General features: G+C 63.2%; 11 protein-coding genes, 1 tRNA gene and 1 pseudogene. 10 read left to right on the forward strand and 3 right to left on the reverse strand.

Annotated features, from left to right (window positions below; genetic code table 11):
* Both EOA32_RS24130 and EOA32_RS24135 read left to right on the forward strand, forming a co-directional pair.
* Positions 1-523, forward strand: a pseudogene (locus tag EOA32_RS24130) (phenylalanine--tRNA ligase subunit beta); the annotation flags it as partial.
* A 39-nt stretch (positions 524-562) separates the two neighbouring features.
* Complete coding sequence (locus tag EOA32_RS24135) at positions 563-1,165, forward strand: nucleotidyltransferase family protein (RefSeq protein WP_095827290.1); 603 nt, start codon at positions 563-565, stop codon at positions 1,163-1,165.
* An 82-nt stretch (positions 1,166-1,247) separates the two neighbouring features.
* On the opposite strand, the gene EOA32_RS24140 is transcribed toward EOA32_RS24135, so the two are convergent.
* Positions 1,248-2,243 carry an aldo/keto reductase gene (locus EOA32_RS24140; protein ID WP_095827291.1) on the reverse strand — a complete coding sequence of 332 codons (996 nt, stop codon included), beginning with the start codon at positions 2,241-2,243 and terminating at the stop codon, positions 1,248-1,250.
* Between the two features lie 96 nt (positions 2,244-2,339).
* On the opposite strand from EOA32_RS24140, the gene EOA32_RS24145 reads away from it, so the two are divergent.
* The 6 genes from EOA32_RS24145 (at position 2,340) to EOA32_RS24170 (ending at position 8,885) form a co-directional block, all read left to right on the forward strand.
* A complete protein-coding gene (locus EOA32_RS24145; protein WP_128373069.1) occupies positions 2,340-3,230 on the forward strand; it encodes a LysR family transcriptional regulator in 891 nt (296 codons plus the stop codon).
* Between the two features lie 64 nt (positions 3,231-3,294).
* On the forward strand, positions 3,295-3,867 hold the full coding sequence (locus EOA32_RS24150; protein ID WP_128373070.1) for a cytochrome b: 573 nt from the start codon (positions 3,295-3,297) through the stop codon (positions 3,865-3,867).
* Positions 3,868-3,934: 67 nt separating this feature from the next.
* On the forward strand, positions 3,935-4,510 hold the full coding sequence (locus tag EOA32_RS24155) for a YceI family protein (protein WP_128373076.1): 576 nt from the start codon (positions 3,935-3,937) through the stop codon (positions 4,508-4,510).
* 267 nt (positions 4,511-4,777) lie between these two features.
* Entirely contained in the window at positions 4,778-5,764 is a 987-nt protein-coding gene (locus EOA32_RS24160; RefSeq protein WP_128373071.1) for a Gfo/Idh/MocA family oxidoreductase, read from the forward strand.
* Between the two features lie 32 nt (positions 5,765-5,796).
* Positions 5,797-7,452, forward strand: coding sequence for an FAD-binding dehydrogenase (locus EOA32_RS24165; RefSeq protein ID WP_128373072.1), 1,656 nt, complete (start codon positions 5,797-5,799; stop codon positions 7,450-7,452).
* Between the two features lie 239 nt (positions 7,453-7,691).
* The gene (locus EOA32_RS24170) at positions 7,692-8,885 is read left to right on the forward strand and encodes a caspase domain-containing protein (RefSeq protein ID WP_128373073.1); all 1,194 of its coding nucleotides are present in this window, start codon (positions 7,692-7,694) and stop codon (positions 8,883-8,885) included.
* Between the two features lie 506 nt (positions 8,886-9,391).
* Here the strand turns inward: EOA32_RS24170 and EOA32_RS24175 are convergent.
* On the reverse strand, positions 9,392-10,045 hold the full coding sequence (locus EOA32_RS24175; RefSeq protein WP_067002978.1) for a TetR/AcrR family transcriptional regulator: 654 nt from the start codon (positions 10,043-10,045) through the stop codon (positions 9,392-9,394).
* A 220-nt stretch (positions 10,046-10,265) separates the two neighbouring features.
* On the opposite strand from EOA32_RS24175, the gene EOA32_RS24180 reads away from it, so the two are divergent.
* Both EOA32_RS24180 and EOA32_RS24185 read left to right on the forward strand, forming a co-directional pair.
* Entirely contained in the window at positions 10,266-11,162 is an 897-nt protein-coding gene (locus EOA32_RS24180; RefSeq protein ID WP_128373074.1) for an NAD(P)/FAD-dependent oxidoreductase, read from the forward strand.
* A gap of 21 nt (positions 11,163-11,183) precedes the next feature.
* Complete coding sequence (locus tag EOA32_RS24185; protein ID WP_128373075.1) at positions 11,184-11,657, forward strand: isoprenylcysteine carboxylmethyltransferase family protein; 474 nt, start codon at positions 11,184-11,186, stop codon at positions 11,655-11,657.
* A gap of 367 nt (positions 11,658-12,024) precedes the next feature.
* Here EOA32_RS24185 and EOA32_RS24190 read toward each other — a convergent pair.
* Positions 12,025-12,101, reverse strand: a tRNA-Arg gene (locus EOA32_RS24190).
* Between the last annotated feature and the right edge of the window lie 151 nt (positions 12,102-12,252).

Here is a 12,252-nt window from a genome sequence, read left to right on the forward strand (position 1 = left end):
CGCGCCGGTCGACAGGCTGCAGATCGAGCCCGGCGGCCCGGCCTGGTACCATCCCGGACGCTCAGGCACGATCAAGCTCGGGCCGAAGACCGTGCTCGGCACTTTCGGCGAGTTCCATCCAAAGACGCTCGAAGTGCTCGACGCCTCCGGGCCGCTCTGCGGCTTCGAGGTCTTTGTCGATGCCGTGCCGGAGCCGAAGGCCAAGCCGACGCGCACCAAGCCGAAGCTGGAGCTTTCACCCTTCCAGGCGGTGAAGCGCGATTTTGCTTTCGTCGTCGACCGGACGGTCGAGGCCGGCACGCTGGTGCGGGCAGCTTTGGCCGCCGACAAGAAGCTCGTCACCGGCGTTTCGGTGTTCGACGTCTTCGAGGGCGCTGCGCTCGGCGCCGCCAAGAAGTCGATCGCCATCGAAGTCTCGATCCAGCCGGTCGAAAAGACGCTGACCGACGAGGATTTCGAGGCGCTGGCCAAGCGCATCGTCGAGAACGTCAACAAGCAGACGGGCGGCGTGCTGAGAGCATAAAGGATTGCCGGAAGGTGGCGAATCGCCCTCCATTGGGCGATGCACCATCTCCGCTATTCCGGCCTGCCTTTCGAGGAGCAACGCGCGGCGTTCCTCGAAATCGTGGCGGCGGACCCGCTGCTGGCCAAAACGCTGGCGCGAGTGCGTGAACTGGCGTTGCCGGACTGGCTGGTGGTTTCCGGCGCGCTCTACAACAGCATCTGGAACCATCTCACCGGCAGGCCCTCAGGCTACGGCATCAAGGATGTCGATCTGTTCTATTTCGACGGCACCGATCTCTCCTACGAGGCCGAGGACGCGGTGATCCGCCGGGCGGCGCAGCATTTCGAAGGACTGACGCTGCCGGTGGAGGTGCGAAATCAGGCACGCGTGCATCTGTGGTATCCGGCCAAGTTCGGCCAGGCATGCCCGCGCTACACGAGCGCGAGTGAATCGGTCGGCTATTTCGCGTCGAAGACGCATGCGGTTGGGGTGCGGTACGATGCCGAGGGATGCCTAGATTTGGTGGCACCGTTCGGGCTCGATGACATTTTTTCGTTCCGCATCACGCCGAACCGGGTGCTGGACAACCAGCGGACGCATGAGGCGAAGGGGAGGAGGGCGCGAGAGAACTGGCCGGAGATCAGCGTCGTGCCTTGGTAGGTCAGCGCGAGGCGCCCCCCTCTGTCCTGCCGGACAGAGGGGGGGCGCTGTCCCGCCAGCGTCTCAAAGCAAGCTGAAATATCTAACCATTCACCAGCGCCAGCAGCTCTTCGGTGTAGCGCTTGCCGACGACCTTATCGGGCGACAGCGCGTCGCCGATGGCCGCGACCTCGGCGGCGCTCAGCTTGATCCCGGCGGCGGCCGTGTTCTGCTCCAAATGGAGGATCTTGCGCGCGCCGGGGATCGGCACGATGAAATCGCCCTGGTGCAGCACCCAGGCGAGCGCCAGTTGCGCCGATGTCACGCCCTTCTCCGCCGCCATCTTCTCCAGCACAGCGATGACGGCGTTGTTGGCTTCCATCGCCTCGGCCTGGAAGCGCGGCAGGGTGAGGCGCCAGTCGCCGGCGCCGAGCGCGTCGGGCTTGGCGATGGTGCCGGTGAGCAGGCCGCGGCCGAGCGGGCTGTAGGGCACGAAGCCGATGCCGAGCTCGCGGCAGACCGCAAAGACCTCGTCCTCGGGGTCGCGGCTCCACAGCGAATACTCGCTCTGCACGGCGGCGATCGGGTGCACGGCATGCGCCCGGCGCAGCGTCGCGCCGCTCACTTCCGACAGGCCGAGCGCCCGCACCTTACCCTCGCGCACCAGCTCGGCCATGGCGCCGACCGTGTCCTCGATCGGCACGTTCGGGTCAACGCGATGCTGGTAGTAGAGGTCGATGACGTCGGTATCGAGCCGCTTCAGCGAGGCCTCCGCCACCGCCTTGACGTGCTCAGGGCGGCTGTCGACGCCGATCATACGGTCGATGCCCGAACCGTGCTCGGATATCTTGAAGCCGAATTTGGTGGCGATGGTGACCTTCTCGCGTACCGGCTTCAGCGCCTTGCCGAGCAGGATCTCGTTCTCGTAAGGGCCATAGACTTCGGCGGTATCGAAGAAGGTGACACCGATCTCGACGGCGCGGCGCAGCGTGGCGATGGCTTCCGCCTCCGGCTGTCCGCCATAGACAAAGCTCATGCCCATGCAGCCGAGGCCGACGGGGAAGACCTCGAGTTCAGTTCCTAATTTGCGGGTTTGCATGGCGCATCTCCTTGTTGCGATGGAGATGAAATAGCGCCTAGTCATCCGTTCGATAATCATGTCTCTTTCGCACAGCTCGCTCTATAAGATAGATCAATGAACCGGACGAACCTTTCCCAGCTGGCCGTTCTCGCCGCGGTCGCGCAATGCGCCAGCTTCCGCGGCGCGGCCCGCGAGCTCGGCATCGCGCCGTCGGCGGTCAGCCATGCGGTGGCGAGCCTGGAGGCGCGGCTCGGCGTGCGGCTTCTGGCGCGCAGCACGCGCAGTGTCGCCCCGACCGAGGAAGGCGCGCGGCTGTTGGAGCGCCTGCGGCCGGCGCTGTCCGAGATCGACCTGGCGCTGGAAACGGCGGTCGAGACGCGCGACCGGCCGGCTGGCAATCTCAGGCTTAGCGTGCCGCGCACCGCCGCGCATCTGGTGCTGACGCCGCGGCTCGCTGCCTTCACGGCCGCCTATCCCGAGATCATGCTGGAGATCGTGATCGAGGACCGCTTCACGGATGTGGTGGAGGGTGGGTTCGACGCCGGCGTCAGGCTGGGCGAAAGCCTGCAGCGCGACATGATCGCGGCGCGCATCGGGCCGAACATCCGCGGCGCGGTGGTCGGCGCGCCCTCCTACTTCGCGACCATGCCCAAACCGCGTCATCCGCGCGATCTCGCCGATCACCGCTGCATCCGCTTCCGCTTCTCCAGCGGCATCCTCTACCGCTGGGAGTTCGAGAAGGACGGCGAGGAAATCGAGATCGCCGCACAAGGGCCGCTGATCCTCGACGAGGACCATCTGATCGCCCAGGCCGCGATCGACGGCGCCGGACTCGCCTTCGTCTTCGAGGACTATGTGAAGGCGCCGCTCGCCGATGGCCGGCTGATCCGCGTGCTGGAGGACTGGTGCCCCGCCTTCGACGGCTTCTTCGTCTACTACCCAAGCCGCCGCCAGATGCGGCCGGCGTTGCGGGCCTTCGTCGATTTCTTCAAGGTGAGCGGGTAAGACTCCATTCTCCCCCTTGTGGGGAGGGCTGCAAGAAAGGTGATTTCAGCGACGTTTTTCGACCATGCAATCGTCCATCACCAACACCGCCACCCGCTATGGCTGGGCGATGATCATCCTTCACTGGCTGATCGGCATCATCTTCATCGGCCAGTTCGTGCTCGGCTTCGTGATGATGCGCATCGACAGCCAGCGGACGTCTTTCGAGCTGATCCAGCTGCATAAGTCCGTCGGCTTCCTGCTGCTTGGGCTGGTCGTCCTGCGCATCGCCTGGCGTGTCGGCAATGCGGCGCCAGCACTCCCGCCTTCGGTCGGAACATTGGAGCGCAAGGCAGCGCCGCTGGCGCATTTGGCGCTTTACGCCTTCCAGGTTGCGCTGCCGCTCTCCGGCTGGGCGCTGGTCTCGGTCTCGACGCTGGAAATCCCGACGATGCCCTTCAACCAGTTCGTCATGCCCGACCTGCCGCTCGCCGAATCCGACGCCGCGGAAAGCTTCTGGTCGGCCGCGCATTGGTATCTTGCCTATGCCGGCATCGCGCTGGTCGCGTTGCATATCCTTGCTGCGATGCGCCACCATTTCCTGCTGCGCGACAGCGTGCTCACGCGCATAATCACGCCTTCGTCTGCCCGGGAATAGGGCGGGCCGCCCGTTCGTTGGTGGCGGGAAGACAGCAATGCGCTGGTTCAGGATAGGAAAGATGTCGATGCATGCGCGCATCCTCGGATTGGCGGCCTTTGCCGCTTGCCTTGCCGCGCCGGTTTGCGCCGCGGTGGCGCTCAGTGACGCCGCCGGCAGCTACACGATCAGCCCGGCGGGCTCCTCGATCCGCTTCACCATCGGCAAGGCCGGCGGTGGCGGCTTCGGCGGCGCCTTCGGCCGCTTCAAGGGCACGATCCGCATCGACAATGCCGATGTCGGGCGCTCGAAGGTCAACCTCACCATCATTCCGGAAAGCGTCGGCACCGGCCAGGGCCGCATCGATGCTTTCCTGCGTTCCGACGCCGTCTTCGACAGCGCCAACAATCCGGAGATCCAGTTCCGCTCGACAAACGTGACCCGCACCGGCGAGACCACCGCCGTGGTCACCGGCCGGCTGACGGCGCGCGGCAAGACGTTTTCGGAAAAGTTCACGGCCGAGCTCGATGGGCTGAAGTCAGGAACCATCAAGTTCCATGTCACCGGCAAGGTGCTCAGATCGCGCTACGGCATGGATGTCGGCACGCCGATCTATTCCAACGTCGTCGACTTCGACATGACCCTGACGGGGAGAAGGGGTTAGCTCTGGTCGCGCATCCTCGGGTTCGTCATCCTAGGGCGGAGCAAGGAGCGAAGCGACGCGCGCAGACCCTAGGATCCATGCCGTGACGCTAAGGCGTTGCAACGGTTACAGAATTCTGCATCCCTGCACTTTACGTCATAGGTCACGGAATGGATCCTCGGATCAAGCCCGAGGATGACGAAGGCGCTTTGTGGCCCGCGTCTGCGATTGGCTTTTCTCCGGAATTGGGGCACACCTCCATCGACGTAACCGACATGGAGAAGCATGATGTTCCGATGGGGTGTTCTGTCGACGGCCAAGATCGGCCGCGAGCAGCTTTTGCCGGCGATCGTGGATTCTGAGAACGGCCTGCTGTCGGCGATCGCCAGCCGCGATCTGGCGAAGGCTCGCGCCCTGGGCGAGCGTTTCGGCGCCCGCCATGCCTTCGGCTCCTATGAGGAACTGCTCGCTTCCAAGGAGGTCGACGGCGTCTATATTCCGCTGCCGACCTCGCAGCATGTCGAATGGACGGCGAAGGCAATCGAGGCGGGAAAACATGTGCTGGTCGAGAAGCCTCTTGCGCTCGACGCCAAGGACATCCCGCCGCTGATCAAGCTGCGCGACGAGAAGAACGTGCTGGTCTGCGAGGCCTTCATGGTCGTCTACCACCCGCAGTGGATCAAGGTGCGCGACCTGATCGCCAGCGGCGCGATCGGCCGGCTGCGCCACGTCCAGGGCGCGTTTTCCTATTACAATGTCGATCCCACCAACATGCGCAACCAGCTCGATCTCGGCGGCGGCGCGCTGCCCGACATCGGCGTCTATCCGACCGTGTCGACGCGCTTCTCGACCGGCAAGGAACCGGTCCGCGTGCAAGCCACCATCGAGCGCGACAAGACCTTCGGCACCGACATCTATTCCTCGATCCGCGCGGATTTCGGCGACTTCGAACTGTCCTTCTACCTGTCGACGCAGATGGCGGCGCGACAGGTGATGGTGTTCCACGGCGAGAAGGGTTTCATCGAGGTCTTTGGCCCGTTCAATGCCGGGCTCTACGACCACCATCGCATCGAATTGCACAACCAGAACCACACCGAGGCGCAGGTGTTCCGCTTCCCAGGCACCCAGCAGTACCGGCTGGAATGCGAGGCCTTCGTACGCGCGGCCCAGGGCGGCAAGGACCGTGTCTTCACGCTGGAGGAATCGGTCCTCAACCAGAAGGTCATCGACGCCATCTTCCGCGCCGGCGACAAGAACGGCTGGGAGCCCGTCTGACAGCCGTCGGAAGGGCGCTGGGGGAAACGAAGATGGCTGACGACGCGGATGTCATCATTGTCGGCGCGGGGCTGGCAGGCCTCGTCGCCGCGGCAGAACTTGCCGATGCCGGCAAGAAAATCATCATCGTCGACCAGGAGCCCGAGCAATCGCTGGGCGGCCAGGCCTTCTGGTCGTTCGGCGGGCTTTTCCTGGTCGACTCGCCCGAGCAGCGGCGCATGCGCATCCGCGATTCCCACGACCTCGCGCTCGCAGACTGGATGGGCACCGCCGCCTTCGACCGCCCTGAGGATTTTTGGCCGCGCAAATGGGCTGAAGCCTATCTCGGCTTCGCCGCCGGCGAGAAGCGCTCCTGGCTGATCGAGCGCGGGTTGAAATTCTTCCCCGTCGTCGGCTGGGCCGAGCGCGGCGGCGGCAATGCCAGCGGCCACGGCAATTCGGTGCCGCGCTTCCACATCACCTGGGGCACCGGGCCCGGCGTGCTGGAGCCCTTCGTGCTGCGCGTGCGCGAGGCGCAGAAGCGTGGGCTCGTCGAGTTCAAGTTCCGCTACCGGGTCAACGAGATCACGCGGACCGGGAAGACGGTGACCGGGGTGCGCGGCGACGTGCTGGAGCCAAGCACGGTCGAGCGTGGACGCAAGAGCTCGCGCAACGTGGCCGGGGATTTTGAGCTCCACGCCCAGGTCGTGATCGTCGCTTCCGGCGGCATCGGCGGCAACCACGAGCTGGTGCGTAAGAACTGGCCGCAGCGTCTCGGCGCGACGCCGAAGCGCATGATCACCGGCGTGCCGGACCATGTCGACGGCCGCATGCTGGCAATTGCCGAAGCAGCGAGCGGGAGGGTCATCAACCGCGACCGCATGTGGCACTATGTCGAGGGCATCAAGAATTGGGCGCCGGTCTGGACCGATCACGCCATACGTATCCTGCCGGGCCCCTCTTCGCTATGGCTCGACGCGCGCGGCAGACGGCTGCCGGTGCCGCTTTTCCCAGGCTTCGATACTTTAGCCACGCTCAGCCATATCACGAGCACCGGCTTCGATTATTCGTGGTTCATCCTGACGAAGAAGATCATCCAGAAGGAGTTCGCGCTGTCGGGCTCGGAGCAGAACCCGGACCTCACGGGCAAGAGCTGGCGGCAGGTGCTTGGCCGCGCCACGTCGGGCATTCCCGGCCCGGTGAAAGCCTTCATGGAAAAGGGCGAAGATTTCATCGTCGAGGCCAACCTTTCGAAGCTGGTGGCGCGGATGAACGCGCTGGCCGGCGAGCCGCTGCTCGATGTGGAGCAGGTCGAACGCGAGATCCGCGCCCGTGACATGCAGCTCGACAACCCGTTCTCCAAGGATGCGCAGGTCACCGCGCTGCGCGGCGCGCGCGCCTATCTCGGCGACAGGCTGATCCGCACCGCAAAGCCGCACAAGATGCTCGATCCGGCGAACGGCCCGTTGATTGCGGTCCGCCTCAACATCCTCACCCGCAAGACGCTGGGCGGCCTGCAGACCGATCTCGACAGCCGCGTGCTCGACGCGGCGGGCGAGCCGGTCCCTGGTCTCTACGCGGTGGGCGAGGTCGCCGGCTTCGGCGGCGGCGGCGTGCACGGCTATGCGGCGCTCGAAGGCACCTTCCTCGGCGGCTGCATCTTTTCCGGCCGCAGCGCCGGAAGGGCGGCGACGAAGGCGGTCGGCTGAGCGATCGAACGGTGTTGCCACAAGCTCGTGAGGCCTGCCCACCTTGTATGCTGCGGCCTCATTCCGGGGATTGATGGTGTTTGAAGTCGATGCCGGAAAGGGCGTTGACGATGCACGGAGACCTCATACCAAGCGGCCTCCGGCAAGTTTGGCCTCTTCCCCAAGCAAGATGGCCCTTACAACGGGTACCCACGCGCTTTAACGGATGCTAATATTCTCCGTTACTCGGGAAGGTCGCAATGTCAAAGGTTTGTTTGTTGTGCGCGTGCCTTCTTTTTCTGGCCGGCTTGTCGACACCGGCTTCCTCTGAGACCCAGATCGGTCAACTCAGCCATAGACATGCGCTCGTAATCGGTAACTCGGCCTACCGTTATGCGTCATCGCTTCCCAACGGGGTAAATGATGCGAATGCCATCTCCCGAGTTTTGCAAGAGACGGGCTTCGACGTCACCCTTGGATTGGATACTGACGCATCAACGTTCAGGGAACTCATTGGAAAATTCAGGCGAAACCTGCGGCCGGGTGACGTCTCGCTTTTTTACTTCGCCGGACACGGGCTCCAAGCGAACGGGGAGAACTACCTATTGCCCGTTGACGCCGCCCTTCAACGTCCGGCCGACTTGGCACTGGAGGCTGAGCGCCTGCAAGACATTATCGCCGCGATGACGGCCGAGGAAAATATCGCAATCGTCCTTCTCGATGCCTGCCGGGACAATCCTTTCGTTAAGCAATTGAGTGGACCGGGTCAAAGTCGCGGCCTTGCCATAGGAAAGGGGCTGGGAGCCTTGGATGCCGGCAGGGGAGTCTTTATCGGCTTTGCAACACAACCCGGCAACGTGGCTCTCGATGGAGCCGTCAATCATAGTCCGTTTGCAGACTCTCTTGTGAAGCGGATAAAGACTCCTTCGATCGACATTGAAATTCTCATGCGTCGCGTCCGGTTGGACGTCATGAACGCGACTTCTGGGAAGCAGGTTCCCTGGAGCAACTCGTCCCTGGTGGAGCCGGGATTCTCATTCAACCCAGATGCCGCGTCTAGTCCGTCTTCGGCAGACGCCTATCAGCCAGACATCAACGCGGCGGCAGAGCTTGAATTTTGGAAATCAATCAAGGATACATCCGATGTCTCGATGTATCGTGCTTATCTAGCGGCATTTCCGAATGGTGCATTCGTCGAAATTGCAAAGAGCCGAATTGCCAAGTTCCAAGCACCTACGCCGCCACGCAAAAAGATCCTGCCAAAGAAAGTCAGTCGCAAGCCGCAAGTGTCGTTGCCTATCGATGAACCTTCCAATCGTTCGGCAAAAACGAGCGCACCAGCTAAACCGGAATCCGTGGGGCGATGCAGGGATGGCAACAAGGAGAGGTGTCGCCAGAGATGCCGTGAAGGCGCAAGGCGTGCCTGCCGCAAGCTGCAACAGCTAGGGGGTTAGTAACGCCGATGACTGCCTTGCGCGCGGTGGGACTTAGGCCGCGCCGCCGACTGCGGCTGGAGACGAGCAAGGGTGCATGAAAAAAAGCTGAACTCAAGAACGCGCCGGGCACCACTGCCGACCCGATCAGGATCGTGGATTAATACGCCACGTGAACCAGGGCTCGCCGCGTGAGCGTAGGCAGCCAGCGACCGCTTCGGCCGGCGAGGCAAATGCGCGGGAGTTCAGTTTGATTAATTGGCGCACCGGAGAGGATGAAACTGGGAACTCGTATGTCATTGTGGTTACTTCAGATTCCTGACGGGAACGTCCGCTTTGCGCCACCATTTTTCGCCATTCAGACCACCGTTGCAGCTTCCCGAGAGCTGACGGTCTGCCTAAGCCGGCACTAAGGCCCCGAACGGGGTGGTAGCGGTTACGCCGGTCACAGGTCCTGGAACACCGCCCAAGGCGTAGAGGTTTGGACTGAGCTGCTGCCGGTTCGGTGGACACGAGGTTAGGCTAGGTTATCCGCCCGCGTGGTCATTGCCACCGTGCGCGGCGATGAACATGGCGACGGCCGACCGGCAATAGGATTCGATCTCGTTGTCGTCCTCTGCTCTCGCCTCATCGAAGCGTGCGATAATCAGGAGATCGGAGCCTTTGAAAAGCGCGGCAAACAAACGGGCGGACCGGAGAGGATCGGGCACGTTCAGAACCGCCTTCGCGTGCAACTGACGCAACAGGGCCTCGATTTGGGCGATGATATGGGCGGGGCCGGCTTCGTAATGGAGCTTGCTCAACGACTTTTGACTCGTCATGTCGGCCATGACCATGGCTTCGACATTGCGGACGTCCGGGCGCAACAGCGTGCGAAGCAGTGATGATCCCACCGCCATGAGCTGATCTTCGGCCGAACCGTCGACGCCTTCAAAAAGGGCCTGTGGTATTAACTGATTGCAGCGGGCCGCAAACGCCGCGCCAAACAGCGTCTCCTTGTTCTCGAAGTGCCGATAGATGCTGAGCTTGGATATCTTCGCTCGCTGGGCGACCTTGTCCAATGTCGTCGCTTGAAAACCCAGTTCCGCAAAAAGTTCGCCCGCGGTGTCGACGATCGTTTGGCCAAGCGCCTCGTTGGCGGGCCGGCCGCGCCGGGCCCGGGTGATTTTCGCGGTTACCACAATTACAGTCCTTGACAGTATCCTAATTCCCGAATTACGATACCATACAGTTTCTTAAATGCGCAAGCCATTGGGTAGGTTTCAACCATGTCCTCCAAATCCGGGCCGCCCGGCGATATCGAATGCGGCATCGTCAACGCAGTGATGGGCGACTCGCTGGACGATATTGCGCGCCAGGCCCAACCCAACCCCCTCCAACCACAACACGGAGCCCATCACCATGGATGACGTCATCATCATCGGCGGCAGCTTTGCCGGTCTCGCTGGCGCCCTGCAGCTCGGCCGTGCCCGCCGCAAGGTCACCGTTCTCGATACCGGCCTGCCGCGCAACCGCTTCGCCGGCCACTCGCATGGTCTGCTCGGCCACGATCACAAGCCACCGCTGGACATCTTGGCTGAGGCGCGGCAGCAGCTGGCCCGCTATCCCACGGTCAAGCTGGTCAATGCCCGGGCCGGAAGCGTCTCCGGCGCCATCGACGATTTCTCAGTCGTCACTGATGATGGCGAAACCCTTAGGGCGCGCCGCCTGATCCTGAGCTATGGCGTCATCGACCAGATGCCTGATGTGCCGGGCTTTGCCGAAGGCTGGGGCACGTCCATCGTGCCCTGCCCCTATTGCGACGGCTTTGAAGTCGCCGGCCAACATTGGGGTCTCGTCTGGTCCGGCCGGCAGTCGCACAATCAGGTCAGGCTGTTCCACGATTGGACCGACAGGTTGACGGTGTTCGCCGATGGTCATGACATTCCGCCCGATATCCGGGCCGATCTGGCGCGCCGCAACACACCTGTCGTCGATGGCCGGATCATCGAGATCGCCCATCACGGGGGCCATAACGCCACCGTCAAGCTCGATACCGGCCCGAATGTCGCGGTCGACATCCTGTTCGCGCATCCGCGCAACAAACCGTCCGCAAGCCTGCATCAATCGCTGGGCCTCGCCACGGTCGATACGCCCGTCGGCATCATCCTCAAGGTCGACGAGCGCCGCGAAACCAGCATGCCCGGCATCTACGCCGCCGGCGACCTCGCCAACCCCCTCACGCCGCCATCGGTTACCCTGGCATCATCGCACGGCGCGATGGCAGGTATCTTCGCCCAGCAGTCCATGCTGGTTTGAGAGCAGAGATTGGAGAGGAGCATGGCCGTCGAACCGGACAGCGCGGGTGTGCGCTTCCCTCCGCCTTTCGTCTATCTGGGAGCGCTGCTGTTGGGGCTGGCGGCGGAGCGGTTCGTCACCCTGCGCTCTTTCGGCATCGACTGGCGGTTGCTGGTCGCGACGGGCGCGCTGCTGTTCGTTGCCGGCGCGGCGATGATGCTTGCGGCGGCGGGGCTGTTCCGGCGGCTGGGCACCAACGTTCCGCCGTCGCAGCCAACGACCCTCATCGCAACGACCGGTCCTTATCGGTGGACCCGCAATCCCATGTATCTCGGCATGGCGCTTATCTATGCCGGCCTTGCGATCGGCTTCGACGGGCCGATCGCCTTCGCGTTGCTCCCATTGGTGCTGATCGCGATCCAGACGCAGGTGATCGACCGCGAGGAGCGCTATCTCGAAGCGAAGTTCGGCGACGACTACCGCCGCTATAAGGCCGAGGTTCGCCGCTGGCTCTGACTATTCCGCCGCTGCCGCCCACGGGGCCTTCTGATAAACCAGCACCGGCTTCCTTGCCGCGAGCTATCATATTCTGAAAGTTGCGGGCCGGTGTCACGGAAAACCGACTGGCCGGCTGACCCCGCAGTACACCCGGCGCCTGAGGAGACGCACAGATTTGGTCACCGCTTGCCGCCACAAATGAGCCGTCGACGCACTGCATGCCGACGTCTGCTTTCGAGAAGCGGTAACCAAGAGCGGAGAGACCGCCACCGGCCAACTCCGGTCATCGGACCGAAACGGACTGGAATGTGCGGAAAGGGTCTGGAAGCGGCCACCTTCGGAAGCCTGACGACGTCCGCACCACATTGGTATGTGCATTACAAAATGGCGCGCCCGAAGAGATTCGAACTCCTGACCCCCAGATTCGTAGTCTGGTGCTCTATCCAGCTGAGCTACGGGCGCGCATCAGGCCGTGTGAGACACAAGCCCCGCGATCCGGTCGAGACGCCGGCCGCGATGTGGAGTGTTCCCTAACGACTGAATTTCGGAAAAGCAAGCCGGCCCGGCAAAAGTTTTGTCGCAGGCGTTTACGGGATCACATTCCGACCGGGGT

It is taken from the genome of Mesorhizobium sp. M1A.F.Ca.ET.072.01.1.1, assembly GCF_004023325.1.
Taxonomy (GTDB): Bacteria; Pseudomonadota; Alphaproteobacteria; order Rhizobiales; family Rhizobiaceae; genus Mesorhizobium.